The 24,991-nt window shown below is 65.7% G+C and carries 25 protein-coding genes, 1 tRNA gene and 1 pseudogene; 8 read left to right on the plus strand and 19 right to left on the minus strand.

What is annotated here, in order from left to right:
• Nucleotides 1-2: 2 nt before the first annotated feature.
• Nucleotides 3-461 carry a GNAT family N-acetyltransferase gene (locus ACW177_RS02680; RefSeq protein ID WP_492027125.1) on the plus strand — a complete coding sequence of 153 codons (459 nt, stop codon included), beginning with the start codon at nucleotides 3-5 and terminating at the stop codon, nucleotides 459-461.
• 48 nt (nucleotides 462-509) lie between these two features.
• Here ACW177_RS02680 and ACW177_RS02685 read toward each other — a convergent pair whose 3' ends face one another.
• Nucleotides 510-1,790 carry a hypothetical protein gene (locus ACW177_RS02685; protein ID WP_492027126.1) on the minus strand — a complete coding sequence of 427 codons (1,281 nt, stop codon included), beginning with the start codon at nucleotides 1,788-1,790 and terminating at the stop codon, nucleotides 510-512.
• Between the two features lie 644 nt (nucleotides 1,791-2,434).
• Here ACW177_RS02685 and ACW177_RS02690 point away from each other — a divergent pair.
• A complete protein-coding gene (locus ACW177_RS02690; protein ID WP_492027127.1) occupies nucleotides 2,435-3,478 on the plus strand; it encodes an aspartate-semialdehyde dehydrogenase in 1,044 nt (347 codons plus the stop codon).
• Between the two features lie 18 nt (nucleotides 3,479-3,496).
• Here the strand turns inward: ACW177_RS02690 and truA are convergent, their stop codons facing one another.
• From truA to ACW177_RS02740, 10 genes and pseudogenes are all read right to left on the minus strand, one after another.
• On the minus strand, nucleotides 3,497-4,240 hold the full coding sequence (truA, locus tag ACW177_RS02695) for a tRNA pseudouridine(38-40) synthase TruA (protein ID WP_492027128.1): 744 nt from the start codon (nucleotides 4,238-4,240) through the stop codon (nucleotides 3,497-3,499).
• Nucleotides 4,240-5,153, minus strand: a pseudogene (fmt, locus tag ACW177_RS02700) (methionyl-tRNA formyltransferase). Before fmt ends, truA begins: the two are co-directional and overlap by 1 nt.
• Nucleotides 5,154-5,180: 27 nt before the next feature.
• Entirely contained in the window at nucleotides 5,181-5,423 is a 243-nt protein-coding gene (locus tag ACW177_RS02705; RefSeq protein WP_426025816.1) for a hypothetical protein, read from the minus strand.
• On the minus strand, nucleotides 5,423-6,001 hold the full coding sequence (gene def, locus ACW177_RS02710) for a peptide deformylase (RefSeq protein ID WP_492027129.1): 579 nt from the start codon (nucleotides 5,999-6,001) through the stop codon (nucleotides 5,423-5,425). Before def ends, ACW177_RS02705 begins: the two co-directional genes overlap by 1 nt.
• A gap of 59 nt (nucleotides 6,002-6,060) precedes the next feature.
• Nucleotides 6,061-6,330: a hypothetical protein gene (locus ACW177_RS02715; protein ID WP_492027130.1), complete on the minus strand. Its 270-nt coding sequence runs from the start codon at nucleotides 6,328-6,330 to the stop codon at nucleotides 6,061-6,063.
• A gap of 84 nt (nucleotides 6,331-6,414) precedes the next feature.
• Nucleotides 6,415-6,816, minus strand: a complete 402-nt coding sequence (locus ACW177_RS02720) for an acyl-CoA thioesterase (protein WP_492027131.1) — start codon at nucleotides 6,814-6,816, stop codon at nucleotides 6,415-6,417.
• Nucleotides 6,817-6,848: 32 nt separating this feature from the next.
• Nucleotides 6,849-7,433: a hypothetical protein gene (locus ACW177_RS02725; RefSeq protein ID WP_492027132.1), complete on the minus strand. Its 585-nt coding sequence runs from the start codon at nucleotides 7,431-7,433 to the stop codon at nucleotides 6,849-6,851.
• Nucleotides 7,433-8,605: a polysaccharide biosynthesis/export family protein gene (locus tag ACW177_RS02730; RefSeq protein WP_492027133.1), complete on the minus strand. Its 1,173-nt coding sequence runs from the start codon at nucleotides 8,603-8,605 to the stop codon at nucleotides 7,433-7,435. Before ACW177_RS02730 ends, ACW177_RS02725 begins: the two co-directional genes overlap by 1 nt.
• A 30-nt stretch (nucleotides 8,606-8,635) precedes the next feature.
• Nucleotides 8,636-9,919, minus strand: coding sequence for a glycosyltransferase family 4 protein (locus ACW177_RS02735; RefSeq protein ID WP_492027134.1), 1,284 nt, complete (start codon nucleotides 9,917-9,919; stop codon nucleotides 8,636-8,638).
• Nucleotides 9,920-9,929: 10 nt separating this feature from the next.
• Nucleotides 9,930-10,922 carry a KpsF/GutQ family sugar-phosphate isomerase gene (locus tag ACW177_RS02740; RefSeq protein WP_492027135.1) on the minus strand — a complete coding sequence of 331 codons (993 nt, stop codon included), beginning with the start codon at nucleotides 10,920-10,922 and terminating at the stop codon, nucleotides 9,930-9,932.
• Between the two features lie 170 nt (nucleotides 10,923-11,092).
• On the opposite strand from ACW177_RS02740, the gene otsB reads away from it, so the two are divergent.
• The 3 genes from otsB to ACW177_RS02755 are packed head-to-tail and all read left to right on the plus strand — an operon-like array spanning nucleotide 11,093 to nucleotide 15,106.
• The gene (otsB, locus tag ACW177_RS02745; protein WP_492027136.1) at nucleotides 11,093-11,851 is read left to right on the plus strand and encodes a trehalose-phosphatase; all 759 of its coding nucleotides are present in this window, start codon (nucleotides 11,093-11,095) and stop codon (nucleotides 11,849-11,851) included.
• Between the two features lie 4 nt (nucleotides 11,852-11,855).
• Nucleotides 11,856-13,640 (plus strand): glycoside hydrolase family 15 protein, encoded by a 1,785-nt coding sequence (locus ACW177_RS02750; protein ID WP_492027137.1) that lies wholly within the window; start codon nucleotides 11,856-11,858, stop codon nucleotides 13,638-13,640.
• Nucleotides 13,641-13,693: 53 nt separating this feature from the next.
• Entirely contained in the window at nucleotides 13,694-15,106 is a 1,413-nt protein-coding gene (locus tag ACW177_RS02755; RefSeq protein WP_492027138.1) for an alpha,alpha-trehalose-phosphate synthase (UDP-forming), read from the plus strand.
• Nucleotide 15,107: 1 nt separating this feature from the next.
• Here the strand turns inward: ACW177_RS02755 and ACW177_RS02760 are convergent, their stop codons facing one another.
• The 6 genes from ACW177_RS02760 to ACW177_RS02785 form a co-directional block, all read right to left on the minus strand.
• A complete protein-coding gene (locus ACW177_RS02760; RefSeq protein WP_492027139.1) occupies nucleotides 15,108-16,088 on the minus strand; it encodes an esterase-like activity of phytase family protein in 981 nt (326 codons plus the stop codon).
• Nucleotides 16,085-17,968: a cobaltochelatase subunit CobT gene (gene cobT / locus ACW177_RS02765; RefSeq protein ID WP_492027140.1), complete on the minus strand. Its 1,884-nt coding sequence runs from the start codon at nucleotides 17,966-17,968 to the stop codon at nucleotides 16,085-16,087. Before cobT ends, ACW177_RS02760 begins: the two co-directional genes overlap by 4 nt.
• Nucleotides 17,969-18,009: 41 nt before the next feature.
• Nucleotides 18,010-19,251, minus strand: a complete 1,242-nt coding sequence (locus tag ACW177_RS02770; RefSeq protein ID WP_492027141.1) for a DUF418 domain-containing protein — start codon at nucleotides 19,249-19,251, stop codon at nucleotides 18,010-18,012.
• A 30-nt stretch (nucleotides 19,252-19,281) separates the two neighbouring features.
• Entirely contained in the window at nucleotides 19,282-19,839 is a 558-nt protein-coding gene (locus tag ACW177_RS02775; RefSeq protein ID WP_492027142.1) for a phthalate transporter, read from the minus strand.
• Entirely contained in the window at nucleotides 19,836-20,717 is an 882-nt protein-coding gene (locus tag ACW177_RS02780) for a 3-hydroxybutyryl-CoA dehydrogenase (protein WP_492027143.1), read from the minus strand. Before ACW177_RS02780 ends, ACW177_RS02775 begins: the two co-directional genes overlap by 4 nt.
• Before the next feature lie 124 nt (nucleotides 20,718-20,841).
• Nucleotides 20,842-21,147, minus strand: a complete 306-nt coding sequence (locus ACW177_RS02785) for a YggT family protein (RefSeq protein WP_492027144.1) — start codon at nucleotides 21,145-21,147, stop codon at nucleotides 20,842-20,844.
• 167 nt (nucleotides 21,148-21,314) lie between these two features.
• Between ACW177_RS02785 and ACW177_RS02790 the strand changes: the two genes are divergently transcribed.
• Nucleotides 21,315-21,390, plus strand: a tRNA-Ala gene (locus ACW177_RS02790).
• Between the two features lie 92 nt (nucleotides 21,391-21,482).
• On the plus strand, nucleotides 21,483-23,054 hold the full coding sequence (locus ACW177_RS02795) for a DUF6538 domain-containing protein (protein ID WP_492027145.1): 1,572 nt from the start codon (nucleotides 21,483-21,485) through the stop codon (nucleotides 23,052-23,054).
• Nucleotides 23,055-23,629: 575 nt separating this feature from the next.
• On the opposite strand, the gene ACW177_RS02800 is transcribed toward ACW177_RS02795, so the two are convergent.
• Nucleotides 23,630-23,902 (minus strand): helix-turn-helix domain-containing protein, encoded by a 273-nt coding sequence (locus ACW177_RS02800; protein WP_492027146.1) that lies wholly within the window; start codon nucleotides 23,900-23,902, stop codon nucleotides 23,630-23,632.
• 61 nt (nucleotides 23,903-23,963) lie between these two features.
• On the opposite strand from ACW177_RS02800, the gene ACW177_RS02805 reads away from it, so the two are divergent.
• Nucleotides 23,964-24,266 (plus strand): hypothetical protein, encoded by a 303-nt coding sequence (locus tag ACW177_RS02805; RefSeq protein ID WP_492027147.1) that lies wholly within the window; start codon nucleotides 23,964-23,966, stop codon nucleotides 24,264-24,266.
• A gap of 80 nt (nucleotides 24,267-24,346) precedes the next feature.
• Here the strand turns inward: ACW177_RS02805 and ACW177_RS02810 are convergent, their stop codons facing one another.
• Entirely contained in the window at nucleotides 24,347-24,955 is a 609-nt protein-coding gene (locus ACW177_RS02810; RefSeq protein WP_492027148.1) for a recombinase family protein, read from the minus strand.
• Nucleotides 24,956-24,991: the final 36 nt, after the last annotated feature.

The raw sequence follows: 24,991 nt of genomic DNA on the forward strand, positions 1-24,991 counted from the left end.
CCGTGTTCGACCTGCGGGTGGATGATCTCAGCGGGGAGGCGGTTCGCGCCCTCTTGGCCTTCCACCTGTCGGGCATGCACGCCAACTCCCCGGCCTGCCACGTCCACGCCCTGGACCTGACCGGCCTGCTGCAACCGAACATCACCGTCTGGACGGCCTGGGACGGCGCGGCCCTGGCCGGCATAGGCGCCCTGAAGCTGATCGACGCCGATCAGGCCGAGGTGAAGTCGATGCGCACCCACCCCGACCATCTGCGGCGCGGCGTGGCGGCGGTGCTGCTGGAACAGATCATCGACGCCGCACGGGCCGCAGGCGTGAAACGGCTGAGCCTGGAGACCGGCCGCGGCGACGCCTTCGAACCGGCTCTGGCGATGTACCGGCGGCGCGGCTTCGTGGATGGCGCACCCTTCTCCGGCTACGAGGCGAACGAATTCAGCCAGTTCCTGCATCTGGATTTGTAACTAATCCAGCATTTCCGTCATTCTAGGGGATGCTCATTTACGATGCTTCTAGGCTGTGCGCTGGTGCATGAGATCAAACACGCAACCTTGCTGCACATACCAAGCACCTTCGTCATGTGGCATCGCGATGTCGCCGCCTACAGTATGCCGAAATGCGAGTATCGCGAATTCTCCCTCGACCTCGTCCTTTAACGTTCGACCGCGCATAAAGACGCGTGCCTCCGCCCTCGCGACTGTTGTCTGCTTCACTGCTAGTATCTCGAACGCCGTAAGCTGGACATGCTCAGTATCGGCCCGCATCCGCCCTGCTAAATGTTTCTGCGCCTGTTGCGTGATGTTGACCGCTCTTTTGGCCATGAGGCCAAAATTTCGGGCCTTCCAACCCGCTAAAAATTCACGGAACGCAAAAGGGGGATCGCTTTCGTTCAGTCCTGCATCGAACGGGCCGTCCCATTCCTTTTCGACGAATGACTCAATAGCTCGCTTGTCACCTTGGTTCTTTTGGATGGAGGCAGCAAGTTCCCGCCAGTCAGTCGAGTTTCGTGCTTCGTTCTTAGCCCGTCGCGCTTCTTCGTCTCGCTTGTCCGCCGCCCAGTCGACCAAGGCGATCATGAGCATCCAAGCCTTGCCGCAAACGGCACGGTTCGCGTAGCCAAGGGATCGCCCATGCAAAATGCCGTGGCGCAGCGGCAAGGACAGATGGTCGTCGCTCGATTTGCGCACACCTTTCGTCAACCGTGCGAGCAGGGCGGGAAGAGCGGTTGGGTGCGCCACCATTGAGTCAAAGAGGGAGAGATCTGCGTTCTTCTCGAACGGAGAGGTGCCGAGTACGTCGGATGCGAAGCCATCGCTTGCGACCAGAATTAGGGGAATAGCGGACCAGTAACGATCCTCTTGGGTCAACGCGAGCGCTTCACGCAATTGGTGCCAGCGATCCTGCGCGACATTGAACGATTTACTCCGTGTGATCGCGAACATCTTGATGGTGTCTGGCATGAGCACCCAGTCCAAGATGATGGCTTCGGCAGTATCCATATCACCAGCTTCGTGGCTCTCTAGGGCCGTGCGCATCACCTCCACTGACAGGGAAGACGTCGCAATCCATCCGCGATCACCAAACGCTGCGTTGAACCGATCCGGCAGGTCGAGAATATCAGCTTGAGAGAGCAGCTCATTTGCGCTCTCAACGATCCGCTTGGCCTTCTCTCCTCCAAGTCCAGTCTTGACGGCGAGGTTGGCCAACCCACGTACAACCCGCACGGCAGGCAGGAAGTCCGAGGCCTCCCGCGTCGATGGAAGGTCGGCGATGCGGTCGCTCTTCTTCGTCATTTCGTATCTCCCCGTGCCATGCCGATTGGCCTTCAATACAAGCAGACATTCGAGGTGCAGGGCTGAACGACAGCTTGAGCACCATAGCTGCCATCAGTCAGTCGATCCACGAATGACAGCCTCCCACCCATTGCAGACGTTAGGTAGGTCCGCTTCGGCAGCCAGCTTTCCTAGTTCAAAAAATATTCCGTCGGCAAAACAACCGCCTGACTGAAAGATTCGGCCTCCAACCAACCATGCCTTCCAGCGGGCCTATACTCCCGTCCGTCGATATCGAAGGGAGGCCCGCCTAATTGCACTCTTTTGCACATTGCACCGTTTTCGAGGGTGCAGTGCAATTTCGAACCGCGCGATGATTTTTCCGTGGGGTGACGGATTTTTGCGCATTGAGCCGTCGAAAACCGAGCGCCGTGCCGGTCTTGTCTCCAAAAGCCTGTTTACACGACCGATCCTTGCCCTTAGAGAGCGTCGCCGTGACCCGCACTATGACCAAAGCGATTACCTCGAAAACCACCGGCTTCGGCGGGGCGGTTTCGGGTGTGCGCGAGGTCTGAAGCGCCGAACCCCGATCCCAAGCCCCGCCGATGCGCGGGGCGGTCGATCCGGCTGAACCCCGCGCCTCCATCCTTCCAGGAGACGCCTGAATGTCCTTTTCCCCCTCCCGTCCGCCCCATGTCGGCATCGTCGGCGCCACCGGCCTCGTCGGCGAGATGATGCGTGGCCTGCTGGCCGAGCGGAACTTCCCGCTGGCCTCGCTGCGCCTGTTCGCCTCGGCCCGGTCGGCGGGCAAGACCGTCCGCTTCGGCGAGACCGACATCGTGGTCCAGGACGCGGCGACCGCCGACTACGCCGGTCTGGACATCGTCTTCTTCTCGGCCGGCGGCGACACGTCCAGGGCTCTGGCGCCCAAGGTGGCGGCCGCCGGGGCGGTGGTGATCGACAACTCCTCCGCCTGGCGCAGCGACCCGCAAGTGCCGCTGGTGGTCGCCGAGGTGAACCCCCACGCCCTGGCCAACCTGCCCAAGGGGATCATCGCCAACCCCAACTGCACCACCATGGCCGCCATGCCGGTGCTGAAGCCCCTGCACGACGCGGCGGGGCTGAAGCGTCTGACGGTCTCGACCTATCAGGCCGTGTCGGGCGGCGGGATCGAGGGCATCCGCGTGCTGGAGGACCAGGCGCGCGCGACCGTGGGGCAGGGCGCGGCCCTGGCCCGCGACGGCGGGGCCGTGGACTTCGGCGCGCCGGAAAAGTGGGTCGTGCCGATCGCCGCCAATGTCGTGGCCCTGAACTACGCGCTGGGCGAGGACGGCTATACCGACGAGGAGCTGAAGCTGCGCGACGAGAGCCGCAAGATCCTGGAGATCCCCGGCCTGCCGGTCTCGGGCACCTGTGTGCGGGTGCCGGTCTTCACCGGCCACTCCCTGTCGATCAATGTCGAGTTCGAGCGGGCGCTGTCGGCGGCCCAGGCGCTGGATCTGCTGGGCCAGGCGCCGGGCGTGGTCGTCACCGCCGTGCCGAACCCGCTGGAGGCGGCGGGTCAGGATCCGGTCTTCGTCGGCCGGGTGCGTCCTGATCCGACGGTCGAGCACGGGCTGGCCCTGTTCGTCTCCAACGACAATCTTAGGAAGGGCGCGGCCCTGAACGCGGTCCAGATCGCCGAGGTTCTGGTTCAGCAGCGCGGCTGATCCGGCCCCAGGCGGGGTTCAGTCGTAGCGCACGCCGCTGAGATAGAGCCCCGCCGAGGGGGCGACGGGGCCGCACCGGGCGCGGTCCTTCGCCTCCAGCGCCGCCTTGACGTCGTGGGCGGTCCAGCGGCCCAGACCCGCCTCGACCAGGGTGCCGGCCATCGACCGGACCTGGCGGTGCAGGAAGCTGCGGGCCTGGAAGACCAGATGCACCTCTTCGCCGAAACGGGAGACGCGGGCCACGTCCAGGGTCTTGACCGGCGACTTGGACTGGCAGCCCACGTCGCGGAAGGTGGTGAAGTCGTGAAGGCCGACCAGGACCTGGGCCGCATGGTGCATGGCCTCGGCGTCCAGGGTCTTCTTGACATGCCAGACCCGGTCCCGCTCCAGCACCGGCTGGGGGCGGCGGTTCAGGATCCGGTACAGATAGCCCCGGCCGGTGGCCGAGAACCGCGCGTGCCAGTCGGGATCGGGCGCGTATTCGGCCGACAGGACGCAGACGTCCTGCTTGATCAGATGGGCGTTGATGGCGTTCAGGACGGTGTCCACCGGCCAGTCGCGCTCCAGATCGGCGTGGATCACCTGGGCCGTCGCATGGACGCCGGTGTCGGTGCGGCCCGCAGCGGCGATACGGATACGCTCGCCTGAAAAGGCCAGTATGGCGGCCTCGACCGCGCCCTGGACCGTCGGCTGGTCCTCCTGGGCCTGAAAGCCGTTGTAGGCCGTGCCGTCGTATTCGAGGGTCAGCTTGTAGCGCGGCATCAGCCGAGCACGGTCCCGGCCGGCAGGGCAAAGCCGCGCAGCATCTCATCGGCCGATTGCGCCGCCTTGCCCTCGCGCTGGACCCGGATCAGCCGCACCGCGCCGGCGCCGCAGGCCACGGTCAGGGCGTCGTCCAGCGCCGCGCCGGGCGCGCCTGATCCGTCCGCCAGGGCCGACAGCAGGGCCTTGATCCGAACCGGCCCCGCTTCTGACGGGGCCTCGAACCAGGCGCCGGGGAAGGGCGACAGGCCGCGGATATGGGCGTCGACCTCGGCCGCCGGACGGGTCCAGTCGATGCGGGCTTCGGCGGGGGTGATCTTCTTCGCATAGGTCGGTTCGCCGACCTGGTCCGTCGGCGCGACGCCGCCGCGATCAATGGCGGCCAGGGCCCGGGGCCACAGGCCGGCGCCGACATGGGCCATGCGTTCCGACAGGCTGGCGGCCGTGTCGTCGGGCCGGATGTCCATCACCTCGCCCAGCAGGATCGGTCCCTCGTCCAGGCCCAGGCTCATCTGCATGATCTGGACCCCAGTCTCGGTGTCGCCGGCCATGATCGCCCGCTGGATCGGCGCCGCGCCGCGCCAGCGGGGCAGCAGCGAGCCGTGCAGGTTCAGACAGCCTAGCCGGGGCGCGGCCAGCACCTCGGCGTTCAGGATCTGGCCGTAGGCGACGACGCAGGCGGCGTCGAGGTCCAGGCTCTGGAAGTCGGCGACGGCCTCGGGCGACTTCATGCTCTCGGGCGTGAACACGGGCAGGCCCATGGTCTCGGCGAAGGCGTGGACCGGCGACGGCGTCAGCTTCTGGCCCCGGCCCTTGGGGCGCGGCGGCTGCGAATAGACGGCGACGATCTCGTGGCCCGAGGCGAGAAGCTCGGCCAGGGGAAGTCGGGAGTTCCCATGAAGGCAAGGCGCATGGGCACGCCTTTAACGGCTTGCGGCCTTTACTGCCAGCGGGTGAAGACGCCGCCGCCCTCATCCCATTCGCCGCCCGCGTCCAAAGCGTCGTCGAAATCGAGCAGCCGGTCCAGCAGCAGGCCCGCCACCACGCCCAGCAGGGCGACGCCGGCCAGGGTCGCGACCCCGGCGACGCCGATCTTCTGGCTGCGGGTCAGGCGACGCCGCCCTTGCGTGTCGATGACCAGGGACTGGCCGCGGCGGATGGGGCGAGTGGGGCGTCGGGTCATCAGGCGGCGATCCTGTCGCGGGCGGCCTTCTTGACCTTGGTCACGGCGCGATCCCGCTTCAGCCGCGACAGGTGGTCGATGAAGAGCACGCCGTTAAGGTGGTCCATCTCGTGCTGGATGCAGACGGCGTAGAGGCCCGAAGCCTCTTCCTCCACCGACTGACCGTCACGGTTCAGATAGCGAATGCGGACGCGGGCGGGACGTTCCACCTTGTCGAAATACTCGGGGATCGACAGGCAGCCCTCTTCGTAGGTGTAGAGTTCGTCCGAGGTCCACAGGATTTCCGGATTGGCGAAGAATCGCGGATTCTTGCGCGCCTCGGCGGCTTCCGGCGTGTCTTCTTCCTCGGTTTCGCAGACGGTTCCGTCGCGATCCCCCAGGTCCATGACGATGACCCGATCCAGCGCCCCGACCTGAACGGCGGCAAGACCGATGCCCGGCGCCGCGTACATGGTCTCCAGCATGTCGTCCATCAGGGTGCGCACCGCGTCGTCCACGGCCGCAACGGGCGTGGACACCTGTTTCAAAATCGCCAGGTCGGCGGGGATGTCGATGGTGAGGATACGTCGGATGGCCATGGCCGGGACGTAGGCGCGCCCCGGCGTTAGGTCAAGATTTCCAGGCCTCGCACGCCGTTCTACAGCGGCGCAGCGGCCTGCAAAACGGCACCGAAGGCGGTCCAAACGGTCCAGCCGACGGCGAGCGCGAGAACCAGTGCGCCGACGCCCATGGCTCGAAACCGGTTCGCGGCCAGGGCGGCGAAGCGTTCCGGCTCTTCCGCGCGCAACACCTTATGGCGTCGGTGGCCGCGTGTGTAGATGACCCCGGACGCTCGCGCTTTAAGCCACGGAACAGCCTCCCGCAGAATCAGAAAGAGACCCGCGATATAGGCGGCGATGATGACCATGCTGTTCCCCCAAACGGCCTGAGCATTTGGTGGTCCGGCTGCGCCACTGTCAACCGGACGACGCCAGCCATTGAAGGGGCCCGCCTATTCCTTGCCGGGGAGGGGGCGGGGTTTGCGGTTCTCGTCGATGGCCACATAGGTGAAGACGCCCTGGGTCACGCGGACCGATGTCGCCAGGGGCTGGCCGCGCGACCGTTTCCAGGCCTCGACATTGACGCGAATGGAGGTGCGGCCTGTGCCGATCACTTCCGCATAGATGCTGACCTCGTCGCCGACGGCGACCGGCTGGTGAAACACCATGCCGTCCAGGGCCACGGTGGCGCAGCGGCCCTGGGCCAGCTCAAAAGCGGGCGTGGCGCCGGCGACGTCCATCTGGGCCAGCAGCCAGCCGCCGAAGATGTCACCTTCGGGGTTGGTGTCCGCCGGCATGGCGATGATCCGTCCCACAGGACGGGTTTCGGGAGGATATTCGGGCGCGTTGGACATGGTAAGCTCTGGCGTTCGGGGAGGCGGTGTTCCTAGCGCGGCTTCGTCGTCTTGTCGCGCTTGACCCTGTCCTTCTTTGGCGGCGTCAAGGTCAGTCGCGTCGTCTTGACGGCCTTGGCGTCCCTCAGCGCCCGCCACGCGCCGCCCAATTCCATGGCGACCAGAAGGTGATCCTCGGTCAGAAGGCCGCGCCTGGCCGTCCGTAGATCGGCGATGTCGTTCAACAGGCGCGATGCGGCTTGCAGATCGGGGCGGCCTGATCGCGCGCCCAGGTCCTGTAACCGTGCGAACCGCCAGCCCCTTTCCGGCGGATGCTCCAGCGTCAGAGCGAAGCGCGCCTCCGGCGGCAGAGTGGCCGCGATGAAGGTCCAGGTGTCGGCGCCGGGTGGCTTGCGGTAATGGCCGGGCGCGGTCGGCAGCCCGGCGTGGGCATAGATCTCAAGCGCGCCGGCCTCGATCTCGGCGAGCGCGCTTTCCAGAGGGTCTGGCGCAGACGGTTCGTAATCGGACGGACGGTCGAACGGAGACGCCGCTGCGCTATCGTCCCCTGTCCGAAGGTGACCGGGCGCGGGGCCGCTCAGTTGCGACAGTAAGGCCCGCCAGCGCGCCCGAAACATCAGTCGGTGTTGAGGGAGCTGGTCACCGACACGTCATAGACGACGCGGGTCAGGCTCTGGACGACCTCGAAGAATTTGCGGGCCTCGGCGGCGCCGGCCAGGGGCACGTAGATCACGTCTTCCGGCATGATCTGCATATTGGTGGCGGCGAAGACGTTGGCGGCCTCGTTGAAGTCCAGTTGATAGACCACCGGCACGCCCTTCGGGGTAGGGGCCTGGGTGATCCCGAGGGCCTGGGCGACCTCTGGCCGCTCGAAACGGAAGACCATCACGCGACGGGCGTTGGCGGTGTTGGTGTTCAGTCCGCCCACCTTGGACATGGCGCCGGTCAGGGTCATCGGACCGGCAGGCATATCGACTTGGGTTACGGCGTTCAGGGCCCCGAAGGTGGAGAAACGACGGGGCTTGTACTGGACATTGATCACGTCGCCGCGTTGCAGGCGGACGTTCTCGCCGAACTCGGTCGTCACGGCCGTCATCGGCGCCGTATAGGTCTGCCCGCCGCGCTGGATGCTGATGGTCAGATCGTCGGTTTCGCGCGCGGAACCGCCGGCTGCCGCGATGACGTCCAGGATGCGGTCGCTGTTGACGCCCAGAGGGGCGCGGCCAGGACGGCGCACGTCACCGAAGACATTGACCGTATTGGAAGCGTTGTCGGCGATGCCGACCAGCACCTGCGGATTGGCGACCTTGCCTGCGAGGGCGCGACGAACGGCGGCTGCGGCTTGGGGCGCCGTCAGACCTTCGACACGCACCTGGCCGGCGAAGGGCACGGCGACCGAGCCGCTGCGGTCAACGGTCACGCCGGGCAGGGCCTGGGAACCGCCGGACAGGGTCGCTTGGGTGCGATTGCCGCTGGAGCCGCCGCCCAGAGCGCCGCCGAACAGGGCGCCCGACGGGTCGTAGATCGAGATGGCCAGGGTGTCGCCGACGCCGATGACATCGGCGGGCTGTTCGCTGGAAGCGGCCGCCAGGGTGCCGAAGAACTGGGGCGGGACCGCCTTCATCCGTTCCGTCACCTCATAGGTCAGGGGCACCAGGGCGTAGCTGCCCTGGGCCTGCGCCGTGGTGGCGCCCGCGTCGATCGACGCCCCCGAGGGTCCGTCACGCGGCAGGGTGGAGCAGCCGCCCAGGATGGCGACGATGGCGAGGGGCAGGATGGTGCGAGTCATGAAGCGGGTCGGCCCTTGTTCGCGGACTGATTACAAGCCTTTGGAGACTCCCGCCAGAGGCGAGGTCGGCTGAAGCCCTATGGCGCGTGCGACAATGTCGAAATGGGCGGGCCATGAGGGCGCGGCGCCGACTGCGGGGGCGGTCGGCGGATTCAGGGTTGCGCGTTCGATCGCCGCCAGCCAGCCCAGTCCGTCCAGAGGGTCGATCAGCTCCGCCTCCGGAATCAGCTCTCGGTGGGGCGGGATGTCCGAGCAGATCAGGGGCAGGCCCATGGCGCGGGCCTCGACCGCCGGCAGGTCGAACCCTTCGACCGAAGAGGGGGCCAGGACCGCCCGCGCGCCCCGCATCAGCCGCGCCAGCAGAACATCGGACAGATTGGAGGCCTGGTGCACCACGCCCCGCAGGTTCGGCGACCGTTCCAGATGATCCAGCACCGCCTCGTTCTCCCAGCCGTACCGACCGACGAGAACCAGCGATGGGGTCTGGTCGCCGAGTCGTTCCTCCAGCCGTCTCCACAAGGTCAGCAGAAGCGCCAGATTCTTGCGCGCCTCTATGGTGCCGACATGGACGAAATAGGGTCGCGGGGCCGCGAAAGCTTCGCCGACGCCGAAGGCGGGCTCCAAGCCGAGATGGGCGACGTGAACCGGCGGCTGGGGCAGACCTTCGCGCGAGGCGAAGGCGCGCAGCTCGTGCTCGGTATAGGCCGAGTTGACGATCACCCGGCTGGCGTGGCGGAGGGTGTTGGCCACGCGGGCGTGATGTTTGTCCCCGTCGCCGGGGCGGCAAAACTCCGGGTGGGTGACGGGAATCAGGTCGTGGATCAGGACGACGCGCTCGACGCCAGCCGCCTCCAGTTCCTTCAGCGCCGAGGGATCGTGCAGAGTGGTGTGGCCGACATTCAGATACAGGTCCGCCGCCGGCAGGGCGGCGCCATGGCGCGACCGAAAGAACTGCTTCAGCACCCGCCCCTTGTCAGCAGGCTTTTCCGCAATCGGACCGGGCGGCGGGCTGACAACGGACGTCTCGGGCCGGACGGCGGCGGCCAGAGCGCCCAGCAGCCGCGCTTCATGGGCCAGATCGCCTTGGGCGTCGTTCGCGCCGTTCCATCTGCTCCGCAGGTCGGCGACGAAGTCGCGGAACCAGCTGGCCTTGACGGCCACCAACCGATTCTTGCGACCGCGCACCGGTATGGTGACGACGTCGGGCCGGGACAGCAGCCATTCGGCATAGGCCAGACAGACCCGGTCCACACCGGTCGGGGCGGAACGGTCGGCCCGGCTCATCAACCGGCTGGCGTCGTAGAGGATGCGCATCTTCGGACCTTCAGGCGACGTAGCCGGCCTGCATCAGTTCCGCGATATGGACGATGGCGGTCGGTCGGCCTTCCTCGACCACGAACAGATTGGCGATCTTGTTGGCGGTCAGAAGATCGACGACGTCGCTCATCCGAGCTTCCGGCTCGACCGTGATCGGATTGGCGCCCATGATATCGGCGGCGGTCAGATCGGTGATGTCGCGCTGGAAGGCGCGACGCAAATCGCCGTCGGTGACGATTCCAGCCAGGGATCCGTCCGCATGAAGGACCGCGACCGCCCCCTTGCGACCCTCGGTGATGGCCGAGACGACTTCGCTGAAACTGGCGTTCAGCGGCACGCTGGCGGGGGCGGCGGCGTTGTCGCCCATCCATTCGCGCACGCTCTGCAGGCTCATGCCCAGCGCCCCGCCGGGGTGGTGCAGGCCGAAATCCATGGCGCTGAAGGCCCGGCGGTCCATCAGAACCATGGCCAGAGCGTCGCCCAGGGCCAGGGTCATCAGGGTCGAGGTCGTCGGCGCCAGGCCGTTGGGGCAGGCCTCGGCCACCTTGGGCATGGTCAGGCAGACGGCGGCGTTGCGGCCGAGGAAGCTGGCCGGCCGCTGGGTGATGGCGATGACCGGGATGCCGTTGCGCTGGCAATAGATCAACGGATCGCGCAGTTCGCGGCTCTCGCCCGAGTTGGAGATGGCCAACACTGTGACGTCGGGGCGCAGCATGCCCAGGTCGCCATGGCTCATCTCGGCGGGGTGGACAAAGAAGGCGCTGGTGCCGGTGGAGGCCAGGGTGGCGGCGATCTTGCCGCCGATATGGCCCGACTTGCCCATGCCGGTCACGATCACATAGCCCGGCCGGCTCATGATCACATCGACCGCGCGCGCCATGGAAACGTCGATGGACCGCTCCAGCGCCTCAAGCGCCTCGACGTTCAGCCGCATCACCTCGCGGGCGCGGTCGGTCATCACGGCGATGTCTTCGGGAGACGAATGGATGATCTCAGGCATGGTCTGACGGGCCCGTCTCCGGGCGCTCCTTGGTTCGAGGCGCGCGATCTGCCGCATCCCAAGGCTGCGCGCAACAAGACCTTTCAGACGACTTTGTCGCTTTCGGGTCAACCTTTGCCGCACTGGCGCGTTGGGTGGTGCTGGGGAAGTCAAAAAGAGTTCGAAGTCACATGCCGTCTCACGCCGGAGCCGCCGCGCTGTTATTGCCCACGCCGCCTGTCCTTGCCGAGGGTGTCGCCCTGTTCCTGGACATGGACGGGGTTCTCGCCCCGATGGCGCCGACCCCCGACGGCGTTGGACCGCTCAGCCGTCGTACAGATGTGTTGAAGGCCGTCGATGCGCGCTTGGCGGGCCGGGCCGCCATCGTCAGCGGGCGCACCATCGTCGAGATCGACCGAATATCGGGGGCGGCCCTGATCTCCGCTTCCGGCGTGCACGGGCTGGAACGCCGGCTCAAGGACGGCTCGATCCGGCGCGAGGCGGCTGACGCCGGCGTGGCTGCGGCCCTGACGGCGTTTCAGGCCTTCGCGGCTGATCGGCCGGGCGTGATCGTTGAGGACAAGGGCGTGTCGGCCGGCCTGCACTATCGTCAGGCGCCCGATCAGACCGCGGCGGCGGTGGCGTTGGCGGAGCGTCTCCAGGCTGAGACCGGCCTGACCTTGCAGCCCGGCCATATGGTTCTGGAACTGAAGACCCCCGGCGCCGACAAGGGCACGGCCGTGACCGCCTTCATGCAGGACGAGCCGTTCAAGGGCGCGATCCCTGTCATGCTGGGCGACGATCTGACTGACGAGCACGGGTTCGAAGCCGCCGCTGCGCTGGGCGGCTATGGGGTGCTGGTGGGGCCGGAACGAGACACCGCCGCCCGCTACCGACTGGACGATGTGGACGCCGTCCTGTCCTGGCTCGAAGCCGTGGCGGAGGCCTGAACCGATGAAGCCCAATCTCGACCTCTTTCCGATCGGCAACTGCGCCATCAGCGCCCTGATTGACCGCCAAGGCCGGTTCGTCTGGGCCTGCGCGCCGCGTGTTGACGGCGACCCGGTCTTTTCGGCCCTGATGAACGGCGAGGCGCCGGATCACGGCTACTGGGCCGTTGAACTGGAAGGTCTGAAACACGTCAGCCAAGCCTATATTCGCAATACGCCGGTGTTGCGGACTGTGCTGACGGCTGAAGACGGGGCGGCGGTCGAGATCATCGATTTCGCGCCCCGCCATCCGAAACATTCGCGCACCTACCGACCGTTGGCCTTCGGCCGGATCGTCCGTCCGCTGCAAGGCACGCCGCGCATTCGCATACGGCTGCGCCCGTCCGCTGACTGGGGCGCCCGGCCGGCGCCTTGCACCTCGGGATCGAACCACATCCGCTTCATGTGTCCGGACGTCACCTTCCGCCTGACTACGGACTGCCCCGTGTCGCATGTGCTGGAAGAGCGGACATTCCGATTGGAGCGGCCGCACGCCTTCTTCCTCGGTCCGGACGAGGGTTACGATCAGGATGTCGGCCCTGGCGTTCAGGCCGCTCTGGATCGCACCGTCGCCTATTGGCAGGATTGGGTGCGCAAACTGTATCTGCCCCTGGACTATCAGGAGGCCGTCATTCGTGCCGCCATAACCCTGAAGCTCTGCGCCTATGAGGAGACGGGGGCCATCGTCGCCGCCATGACCACCTCGGTGCCCGAGTTCAAGGAGAGCGGGCGCAACTGGGACTATCGCTACTGCTGGATCCGCGACGCCTATTACACCGTGCGGGCCCTGAACCGTCTGGGCGCGGTCGATATCCTGGAGAACTACCTGGGCTATCTGCGCAATCTGGTCGATGACGCCGCCGGGGGGCATGTGCAGCCGGTCTATGGCGTGGGTCTGGAGCCCGGAATCGGCGAGAGCATCATCGATTCGGTCGAGGGCTATCGCGGCATGAAGCCGGTGCGGATCGGCAATCAGGCGCACGAGCATCTTCAACACGACGTCTACGGACAGATCGTTCTGCCGCTGGTGCAAGCCTTCTACGACCAGCGGCTTTTGCGGCCCGGCACGATTGCGGATTTCCACGCTCTGGAGCGGGTCGGCGAACGCGCCTTCGCCATGCACGACCAGACCGACGCCGGCCTGTGGGAGTTCCGCACCATCGCTCGGGTCCACACCTATTCCTCGGTCATGTGCTGGGCGGCCTGTGATCGCCTGGCCAAGGCGGCGGACCATCTGGGCCTGACCGCGCGTGGCGAGGTCTGGCGCGGGCGGGCGACGATTATCCGCGAGCGGGTCGAGGCCGAGACCTTCCTGCCGGACGAGGGCCGGTTCGCGGCCAGTTTCGGTGGTCGCGAGTTGGATGCCTCCCTGCTGCAACTGACGGATCTGGGCTTCCTCGATGCTCACGATCCCCGCCAGATAGCCACCTTCGACGCCATCGAGCGCGACCTGAAGAAGGGGCCCTTCCTGTTCCGCTATGTCGAGCCGGACGATTTCGGCGAACCGGAGACGGCCTTCAACTTCTGCACCTTCTGGTTCATCGAGGCCCTGCACCAGAACGGCAGGGTCGAAGAGGCGCGGGCCATTTTCGAAGAGATGCTGGCCCGGCGCACCCACGCCGGCCTGCTGAGCGAGGACATCTCGGTCGAGGATGGCGAACTGTGGGGCAATTACCCCCAGACCTATTCCCTGGTCGGCATCATCAATTGCGCCGTGATGTTGAGCCGTTCCTGGACCGACGTGCGTTGATACGCCGAACACCTGTCTGACCCCGGGGCTGGGGTCGCCGCCAAAGTGAAGTCATGAGTCGCCTTATCGTCGTATCCAACCGGGTGTCCGCCCCTTCAGATCCTGCCGCCGGCTCGGCCGGCGGCTTGGCCATGGCCCTGTCCGCCGCGCTGAGGAAATACGACGGCCTGTGGTTCGGCTGGTCGGGCGACACGGTCGAGACCTTCACTGGCGAGATGAAGGTCGAGGACAGGGCCGGAGTCACCGTCGGTCTGGTTGATCTGGAGCCGCAGGATGTCGACGAATATTACAACGGCTACGCCAACAAGACCCTGTGGCCCCTGTTCCACCACCGGATCGACCTGGCCCAGTACGAACGCTCATACGGCGAAGGTTATGAGCGGGTGAACCGCCGGTTCGCCGAGGTTCTGGCGCCGGTGATCCAGCCGGACGACATCATCTGGATCCATGATTATCACATGATCCCGATGGCGCGGGATCTGCGCCGCCTGGGGATCAGGAACCGGATCGGCTTCTTCCTGCATACGCCCTGGCCGGCGCGTCAGTTGCTGGTCACCTTGCCGCATCACCGGCGGCTGGTGGAGTCGATGTTCGACTTCGATCTGATCGGCTTCCACACCCAGGAATGGAGCGATCTGTTCACCGACTATGTGGTCAGCGAGGCCCAGGGAGAGCTGTTCGGCCATGGCGGGCTGGAGTGTTTCGGGCGGCGGGTCCAGACCGGCGTCTTCCCCATCGGCATCGACGTCGAAGGATTTCTCGCGGCGCGCAACTCGACCCTGGGGGCGCGAACCTATGACCGGATGGCGGCTTCGGCCGCCTTCCGCGCCATGATCGTCGGCGTGGACCGGCTGGACTATTCGAAGGGGTTGGAGGAGCGACTGCTTGGCTACGAGCAGTTCCTCCACGACAACGCCTCGATGCGGGGCGAAGTCTTCCTGCTGCAGGTGACGCCGATCTCACGCGACGATGTGGACTCCTATCAGGATCTGCGCGCGCGTCTGGATTCTCTGGCTGGACGAGTGAACGGCGCGTTTGGCGATATGGACTGGCAACCGGTCCGATATCTGAACCGCACCTATCGCCGCGATCAGCTGGCCGGCATCTATCGCGCCGCGCGGGTCGGACTGGTGACGCCGCTACGCGACGGGATGAACCTGGTGGCCAAGGAATATGTGGCCTCGCAGAACCCTGATGATCCCGGCGTCCTGATCCTGTCGCGCTTTGCCGGAGCGGCCGAACAGATGGGCGAGGCCCTGCTGGTCAATCCCTACAGCCGCGAGGAACTGTCGGACGCCATCCAGAAGGCCCTGACCATGCCCCTCGCCGAGCGGATCCGGAAATGGGAGGCTCTGATGCAGGTGGTGCGCGACACCGACGTCGGCGTCTGGCGCGACGCCTTCGTCAAGGGACTGCTGGCGGTCGAGGGCGAGCCGGAGACCGCACAGTGGGCGGGCGCGGCCTGATCTATCGGACGTCGAAGGCCAGCAGCAGGGTGCGCTGGGCCGGGTTGGCGTTGTCGTCGGACAGCAGATAGAGCCGTGTGCCCTGGCCTCGCCGCTCGGCCGCGACGCCCTCGAAGTTGTCGGTCGTGCCGGGCAGTTTCAGCTCGACCAGGATTGGACCCGGAGTCCCATCGGGCGCCAATCGGCGAATACGTCCGCGCATGTCGAACGGCGGCGAATAGCGACGCTCGACCATGAACCACCCCTCTCCCGAGGGATCGCGATCCAGGCCGGTGGAGCGATAGTCGCTGTCTTTCGGCGCTTCAGCCGGTGGCGGGGTGACCATGCGGCACCGTTCGGTCGTGCAGTCCCACACGCCGCCCCCTTCGCCCAGGGCGCGCCAGCCTTCGCCTTGGCGCGGCAGGGCGGCGGCCAGACCTTCCATCCCCTCATTTTCGGGGAAGGCCGCGTCGGGCGCCGACACAGGCGCCGGTGCGCGCAGGGCGGACAGGGGGCCATAGTTCCAGATGCGGTGACGGCGCTCGAAACTGATCAGCAGATCGCCCGAGCGGGTCAGGGCCAGACCCTCGGCGTCCCCGTCGATCTTGTCGGCGATCGGCTGGCCATTCTCCAGCGTCAAGCGACGCGACGCCAGGCGATCGACGCCCACAAGTCGTCCTTGGGCGTCAAGCCGCAGCGCGCCGCGCACCAAATCCCCCGCGTCGGACACGGCCACGAAACCGCCGTCGCCGGTCAGTTTCAGGTCGGAAAGCCCATGCAGGGGCGAGCCCAGGCCCGCGACGATCTCCACCCCGCTGGCGAAGCGGACCTCGGGCGCCAGAACCGCGCCGGGCAGGCCCAGCCCAACGGTCTTCAGTTCCGCAGGCGTAGAGGCCCAGCCGTCGTTATCGGACAGACTGGGCTGAGGCGGGCCGAGGGTGGCGGCGCAGGCCGTCAGCGCCAGGGCGGCCCAGACGACGGCGAGGCGATGCAACCGGCTCATGCGGCCAGCTTCTTGCGCACCCGGCGGGCCGGAACAACGGCGCTTTCGGCCTCGAACAGTTCCGCCAGCTTCTCGGTCATGGCGCCGGCCAGCTGTTCCACATCGACGATGGTCAGGGCCTTGCGGTACCAGCGGGTCACGTCATGGCCGATGCCGATGGCCAGAAGCTCGACCGGCGACCGGTCCTCGATCTCGGCGATGACCTGGCGCAGATGTTTGTCCAGATAGAGGGCGGCGTTGGCCGACTGGGTCGAGTCATCGACCGGCGAGCCGTCGGAAATGACCATCAGGATGCGGCGCTGCTCGGTGCGGGCCAACAGGCGATTGTGCGCCCATTGCAGGGCCTCGCCGTCGATATTCTCCTTCAGCAGGCCTTCGCGCATCATCAGGCCCAGGTTCTTCTTGGCCCGGCGCCAGGGCGCGTCGGCGGCCTTGTAGATGATGTGGCGCAGGTCGTTCAGACGGCCCGGATTGGCGGGTTTGCCGGCGCTGATCCAGGCCTCGCGGCTCTGCCCGCCCTTCCAGGCGCGGGTGGTGAAGCCCAGGATCTCGACCTTGACCCCGCACCGCTCCAGGGTCCGCGCCAGGATGTCGGCGCAGACCGCCGCCACCATGATCGGCCGCCCGCGCATCGAGCCGGAATTGTCCAGCAGCAGGGTCACGACCGTATCGCGGAACGGGCTCTCGCTCTCAGCCTTGAACGACAGGGGGGCGGTCGGATCGGTGACGATCCGGGTCAGGCGCGCCGTGTCCAGCATCCCCTCTTCCAGATCGAACATCCACGACCGATTCTGCTGCGCCAGCAGGCGGCGTTGCAGCTTGTTGGCCAGGCGCGAGACCACGCTGGACAGGATGGTCAGCTGCTGGTCCAGCAGGTTGCGCAGCCGCTCCAGCTCCATCGGGTCGCACAGGTCGGCGGCGTCCACCACCTCGTCATAGGCGGTGGTGAAGACACGGTAGAAGTCGACCGCCCGGCCGTCGTCGGCGGTCTGCTGGCGATTGGGCTGCTGGCCCTCGTTCAGTTCGGGGCCGTCCTCCGAGCCGTCGCCGTCGGGGTCGGCGGGCGCGCCCTCGGGGCGGCTTTCGCGCTCTTGCTCCGACGACTGATCATCGGCGTCGCCCTCCATCGACTGGGAGCCTTCGCCGCCCTGCTCGTCCTCGTCCTCGTCGGGTTCGTCGCTGGCGTCGGGTTCCTGGGGATCCGGCTCCTCATCGCCGGGATCCTCGGACGTGTCCTCGCCCCGCCCGTCGCCGGGGTCGAGGTCCAGGGCGCGCAGCACGTCGCGCATCTTTTCGGCAAAGCCCGCCTGGTCAGCCGCTGTCGCCGCCAGGGCGTCCAGCTTTTCTCCCGCCTTGGCCTCGATGCCGGCGCGCACCAGGTCCAGCATGGACTTGGCGCCGTCCGGCGACGGACGGCCTGTCAGCCGTTCGCGGACCAGCAGGGCCACCGCCTCGGACACCGGCACCCGCTCTGCTTCAGCGATGCGGAGCGCGCCGGTCTTTTCCAGTCGCGTCACCAGGGCGGCCCCCAGATTGTCGCGCACCCCGGCCAGATATTCCGAACCCACGGCCTCGACCCGCGCCTGTTCGACCGCGTCGAACACCTCGGCCGCCTTGCTGTCGAGCGGTCGCATCCGCGCGTTGATGTCCGTGTCGTGATTGGCGAGGCGCAGCGCCAGCCGGTCGGCCTGGCCCCGCAGGGAGGCGCTCTCCGGCCCCGAGGGGTCGCGCGGCGGATGCGGCAGGGTCAGTATCCCGCCGACCAGTTTCGGACCGTCCGACCCGAACACAACCTCCAGCTCGGGCTGTTCGGCCAGGGCGCGGGCGGCATGGCCCAGCGCGCGCTTGAAGGTTTCGGCGGGAGTATCCGGGGCGGCCATGGCCCCCAGTTAATCCCTTCGCGCCTGCGATAAAAGCGCGATCAGGCCTCTTTTCGGATCGGCACCAGGCGACCGTAGGTCAGGCAGCGCCAGACCCACTCCAGCGGCCCCATGTTGAACCGCGACAGCCACAGCGGCGACCAGATCAGTTGCAGCACCCAGATCGCGATCACCAGCCCCCACAGGGCCGGCCGATCCACCTGTCCCATCAGCCCCAGGCCCCGTCCGCCATAGAAGATCGAGGTCATGATCAGCGACTGGGTCAGATAGTTGGTGAAGGCCATTCGTCCGGCTGCGGCCAGAGGCGACAGGAACCCGGCCGCGCCCGCCTTCCAGATCAGGATCAGCACGGAGGCGTAGCCCAGGCTGACCAGCGGATTCAGCAGCCCCTCGACCCCGCCTGCCCACAGCAGCTCCGCGCCCGCCATAACCTCCTGCCAGCTCAGCCAGGCCACGCACGCCAGTGAGGCAGCGCCGATAATGAAGGTCGCCACATAGGCTCCGACGCCCCGTTCACCCTTGAAGAAGCCGGTCTTGAACAGGCCCAGGCCGATCATCATCAGCCCGACCGTAGGGACGAAGAAGGCCAGGACGCTGGGCAACTGCAACGCCTTCCACCCGGCGAAATTCTGGCGATAGGCCCCGGCGAGCGACCCGCCCGCATCGGCGAACTGGGCGCGGACCTCTGCGATCCGCTCGGCGGAGGGATGCATCTGGGCGGCAACCTCGGCCTGGGTCTCGGGCGGCGCGAATTGAAGCGTTAGCGGTCCCAGGATCTGCAGCGCAGTGAACAGGCCGTACAGAAGCACGCCGACGATGAAGAGGGTGCGCGGCCGCCACGACCGGGCGAACATCACAAAGAGCCCGGACCAGGCGTACAGCAGCAACACGTCGCCCCACCACAGCGCCAGGCCATGGAACAGGGCGAAAACGAACAGCCAGAACAGCCGCCGCCGCAACAGTTTTCCGCGCGGCTTGTCGCTGCGCTCGCCTCCCACCAGGAACAAGGACACCCCGAACAGCATCGAGAAGAGGGTGATGAATTTCTGGTGGAAGAAGGCGTCGACGATCCATTTCGACAGGGCCGTCCAGCCTTCGTGGGGGAAGGGCCACAGGTCGATATTGCCGTAGGCGGACATGGTGGCACCGAAACCGTCGGCGTTGACCGCCAGAATGCCCAGTATGGCCAGGCCCCGGATCAGGTCCAGCGGCGCGATTCGCTGTTTCGTGGCGACTGGCGCGAGGCGCGGCGCGGCTTGTATCTGGATGTCTTCGGCCGCCATCTGGATCCCCCAATCCGTCTAGCGAGCCTGTCAGCCCTTCGGCATCAGGCCCAGTCTGTCCTTCACGGCCGGCTTGGCCTCAAAGGCGATGAAGGCGGCGCAAAGCCCCGCCCACAAGGCATAGCTGACGCCGACAATCATGGCGATGGGCAGGCCGAGGACGCCGAAGATCAGCAAGGTCGTCTCGGTCGCGCCCAGGGCCTGCATCACGTCGCCGGCCTCGAACCAGCCGAACAGGGTCATCCCCAGGACCCAGAATACCTGAACCGCCGCTGCGGCCAGGCCGCCGAACAGCATGAACCGCCACACGACGCCCAGCCGTGAACCCGGCCGGCCGCTGCGCCGACGTTCCTCGACGATGCGCCACAGGGCGACCGGAACCACGACCAGACCGATCAGCAGCACCAGCAGCCGCCAGTCCAGATCACGTCCCGCGCCCACGGCCTTCGGCGGCCAGAGGGGCAGGGTCAGCAGCAGCGGCGGCCAGGCCGCGCCGGCGATGGACGCCAGGATCGGATACAGGGGCGCGGGGCGCGAATGGATCGTCGCCTGGCCGGGCAGGTCGGCATAGGTCTCGAACCGGCTCATCGCGTCGGCGCCGGCGTGTCGCCGGAATAGTCATAGAAGCCGCGCCCGCTCTTGCGGCCCAGCCAGCCGGCCTCGACATATTTCACCAGCAGGGGGCAGGGACGGTATTTGCTGTCGGCCAGGCCGTCGTACAGCACGTTCATGATGGCCAGGACCACGTCCAGACCCATGAAGTCCGCCAGTTCCAGCGGGCCCATCGGATGATTGGCGCCCAGACGCAGCGCCTTGTCGATGGAGGCGACATTGCCGACCCCTTCGTACAGGGCGAAGATCGCCTCGTTCATCATCGGCACCAGGATGCGGTTGACGATGAAGGCGGGGAAGTCCTCGGCGTCGGTGGTGGTCTTGCCCAGGCTCTCGGCGAAGGCGACGGCGGCCGAATGGGTCTCGGCCGAGGTGGCGATGCCGCGCACGATCTCGACCAGCTTCATCACCGGCGCCGGCTTCATGAAGTGCAGGCCGATGAACCGGTCGGGCCGGTCCGAGGCGGAAGCCAGTCGGGTGATCGAAATCGACGAGGTGTTGGAGGCCAGCAGGGTCTGCGGTCCCAGATGGGGCGCGACCTGGGCGTAGATCGCCTTCTTGACCGCCTCGTCCTCCAGCGCCGCTTCGATGACCAGGTCGGCGCCGGCCACGGCGTTTGCGATGTCCTCGGTGACGCTGATACGGGCCAGGGCGGCGTCGGCGTCGGCCTGGGCGACCAGGCCGCGCCCGACATGGCGCGACAGGCTGGCGGCGATCTCGCCCTGGGCCAGCGGCAGCCGGGCGGCGGCTACGTCATAGAGTCGGACCGAATAGCCGCCCAGGGCCACGGCGTGGGCGATGCCTGCGCCCATCTGTCCGGCGCCCAGGACGGCGACTGTGGTGATCGTGCTCATGAACCGTGGTCAAAAATGGTCGGGGCCGGCACCTTTAGGAAGCTGGCTGCGCGGCGCAAGGGCGGAATCGCCCCTGCCCATGAGAATCCCGCGCGCCGTGTCCGCCCAGACGCCACCTCGGACGTCAGCCCAGAAGGGCGATCAGGGCCGGCCCAGCGGTGCGGTTGAACAGGACGCTGGCGAACTGAAGCAGCAGGATGACGACGATGGGCGAGATGTCGATTCCGCCCAGGTTCGGGATGATGCGGCGGAACGGCTCCAGCAGGGGCGCAGTGACCCGATCCAGGAAGGTGCCGACCGAATAGACGAAACGGTTGCGGTAGTTGATCACGTCGAACGCGACCAGCCAGCTCAGGATCGCCTGGGCGATGATGAACCAGATCATCAGACTGATGACGGCGTTGACCAGCCAGACGATGGCGAAACCCATGGACGCTTCTCCTGCTTCGAGCGAGCGGCGCTTTTAGCCTGTCCCGCCCCCTTCCGACAACGCCCCTCGCGCGCCTGCTTCGATTGCGCGCACAACCCCGTTGACACCACGCCCGCGCGCCTTCTATGTCCCGCCCTCGCCTGGAGGCCCGATCCAGCACTGGAAACGGGGCCGTAGCTCAGTTGGTAGAGCGCGTCGTTCGCAATGACGAGGTCAGGGGTTCGACTCCCCTCGGCTCCACCAGGCGTTACATAAGCATTTGATCTGCTTATGTTTACATAGAAATCAGTCACTTAGATATGCCGAAGCGCCCTGTGTCTGCTACACATGGAGCAATGACTGACATGCCTACAGGATTGATCCGGCGAGGCGGCGCTTACAGCCTTCGACGTCGCGTGCCGATGGATTTGATCGCCGCTTACGAGGGCCGAAAGGAGATCGTCCGGGCGCTTGGAACGAACGACTTTGCGGAAGCAAAACGCATCCATGCTCGGCTATGGGTCGAACTTGATGAAGAGTTCGAAGCGCGCCGTGCTTCCTTAGCCATCGATCCCGACGCACACATCCGACGCAAGCTATCTGAAATCAGACCGTTGATGGCCCGCAACGCCGACCGTGGCGAACCTTCCGATGAGGAGGTGGAGTACCAGATCGAGCAGGCCAAGCTCTCCTTCCGTCTGTGTCTTGAGGAAGAAGCCGAATACGAAAGGCGGGAACTCCCACGTCAGCGCTTGCTGGCCCTTCTCTCCGTGCCAAATCACCTTCTCAGCCTTGAGGAACAAGCGCTCAAAGACTTGATCAGCGATGCGCATTTTGACGTGGCGAAGGCAAAGAACGCGTTGGCTACACGGCCTGAACCGCCTCAAAGTCCTTCGCCAGCGACGCCACCGCCAGCGCGAAAGGCAGCAGGCTTAGGCACGTCTTTTGACGATCTGATAGCGGGGTGGCAGAGGGATCGGAGCCCCCAGACCAAGACTGTCGCGGCGCACAAAGCGGTCGCGCAATGGTTTGTTGATCGAACGAGCGTCACCAACGTTCGGCTGGCTAACGCCGATGACGTTCGCACTTTCCGAACACGCCTCATCCAAGAGGGGCAGACCCCCGCGAATATACGAACGAAGCTGAGCAGGTTGCGGACGCTGTTTGGTTATGCCTGTGAGGAAGGCATCATCGACATCAACCCGGCGACCAACATCAAACCACCCGCCGATAAGCGCCCCGGAAAGGCTCGACTTCCGTGGTCAGCGGACGACCTCAACATCCTTTTCTCCGGCCCGGTTCACTCGGCAGGCTCGCGCCCGATACGCGGTCGAGGTGAAGCTGCTTATTGGCTGCCGCTTCTAGCTTTGTTCAGTGGGGCGCGGTTGGAGGAACTAGCTCAGCTCCGACGGGCCGACATCAGAGAAGAGCCATATGCGGTGGATGAGGAGAATGACGATCTCGCTTGGTGCATCGACATCAACACCGGCCCGGATGGAAGCAACCATGTGAAGAACGCCGGGGCTATCAGGCTAATCCCGCTCCATCCTTTCCTGATAGACCTCGGGTTCCTGAAATACGCTCAATCCCGCAGTGACCCGAAGGCGCTGCTGTTCCCAGACCTAAAGCCCAACGGCGAGGATCGACATGGAGCGAAGTGGGGCGAATGGTTCAGCACCTATCGTAGATCAATCGGCTTGAACGACAGCCGGAAGGTTTTCCATTCCCTCAGACACACGTTCAAAGATTACTGCCGGGGTAGCAAGATTGAGGAGCGGGTTCAGCGGCAGTTGATGGGACATGCGCCTATCGATGTAGCGGACACATACGGCATCGGGTTCGGTTTTGCGGATTTGGTGTCTGGAATACGGGCTTACCGGGTTCCTCGCCTTGCCACCATTGCGCCGCCGCCATCGTCACTTCGGTAGTGCGGTTCGCGGCGTTCGGATCAGCCGAGCTCAATACAGATTAGGGGTGTCTGCGGGGTCCATCTTTCGACTTCGATCCACCCTTCGTGGTCGCCTATCCGGACGGCTCGGCCCTGCCTCTCTGACCATAGATTGGATGAGTTGTTCGTGGGCCACCGCCTCTCCCCTTTAGTCAATCCCGGGAAATAGATATGCGAAACTGCACATCTACCTCATGGATCATACTTTGGAGGGAAGGCGGGCCTTCGTACGTCTGACCATGAGTTGGATCGAGCGCTACGTAGGGAACCGCCGGTCGCGGCTGGCATAAGCCAAGCCTCTCCCGTGCGACCGTGCCTTTGATGAAGGCCTCCGCCTTTCGGCGGCATGACTGAGGGCGTGTTTCTCTGTCTGTATGGGTATCGAAACTACCAACCCCCAGCGAGCGGTGGTTCTGTCACCAACGAAGACTAATCAATCTATGGGCGTCAGATGCGCTAGGGGTGGGGCGCATCGCCTAGCCCGCAACAAAAAATCCTGCCAATCGTACAGTCCCCACGCGACGACCACAGCCGCATCGGGCGTTGGCAAGAAGGCTATAGGCCACCTCGGCGCAGCAACTCCGAGGCAGTGCAGCCCAGCGCTTGGGCGATCTTCAAGACGTTGAGCAGGGTGACGTTCCGCTCACCGCGTTCGATTTTCCCCATGTGAGATCGATCAATGCCGGACGCGTCAGCCAATGCCTCTTGCGAAAGCGCGACCTCACGGCGGCTTGCCAGGATAGCCGCGCCTAGCTTCGGCAACGCCCCCTCGCCATCAGACTTTCCAGACACCCTCGCCATGCATTGAGAGGTCTGGCGTTGCGGCATTTGAGGCCACGGTATTTACGACCCATTCTATCCTACGTATGGTTGGCGCGTGGAGGAGCTCATGGGCGTTGTTTCTTGGATCGTGCTGCTGGCGCTGTTTGGCTTTATCGGCCTGATCGCCAAGCGCTGGTATGATGACATTGTGCTGGATCATGCATTCCGCGATCTCTTTGTTGAGACACGCACAAAACTCACAGCGTCTCACATTGCGGGCCTCATCCAAGAGATGGAGACCATCGACGAGCTTGAGCGGATTGCTGTCCTAGAGGGAATGGCTCCTCAAGCGGCCGCACGGATCAAGAAGTGTGCGGCGGTGAGGAGTATGGCCGCGCATCTCCGAGTAAATGCGCTGATGCCGGGCTAACTGGTCGGGATGATCTGAAGCCACTTGGCGGTGGCGCGAAAATTTTCGGCCAATCATGCAGTCCGGACACGACGCCCTGTTCAAACGAACGGCGCGCTTCCATTCTTTTCCAGTGCGAGAGCGCAGTAACGCTTCACGGTCGCGGGCGAGATGCCGAACTTGCGCGCGGTGTCACCGATGGAGGCCCGGTTTTCTCGCCTCCACAGGGCCACAGCAGCGCCGTTATGAGCAGCGGGCCGCCCAAGGCTCTCCTTGCCCCTGTGGGTGCGCCCTGTGGCCGCTAATGAGGCGCGGGCGACATCGCGCCCCGCCCGCGTCCGCTCGGCAATCCGCTGCCTCTCCATGTCAGCGACCTGAGCCAGGACAGCAAGGATCAGTTCGCCAACCCCTCGCCCTATCGGACCCAGGCCGTGGACGTGAACGGTGATGTCCATGTCGATCAGTCTGCGTACGGTGGTCTGAACGTCCAACGCGTCCCGCCCAAGGCGATCAACGGCGTAGACGTATAGCGCGTCACCACCACGTATCTTCGCCAACAGGTTCGAGAAGCCGGGGCGTGAGGCGGCGGGCGTTGCACCACTCACACCCTCGTCGCTGAACTCTTGATCAAAGCCCCCGCCTAGCGCCGCGCGTTGGGCTTCAATGCTCTGGTCGCCGGTGCTGACACGGTAGTAGGCAATGCGGTGCATAAGTGGCTCACAAGTTAGGGGAAGCTCTAACCCGGC

This window comes from Brevundimonas sp. AVps23W, assembly GCF_058681395.1.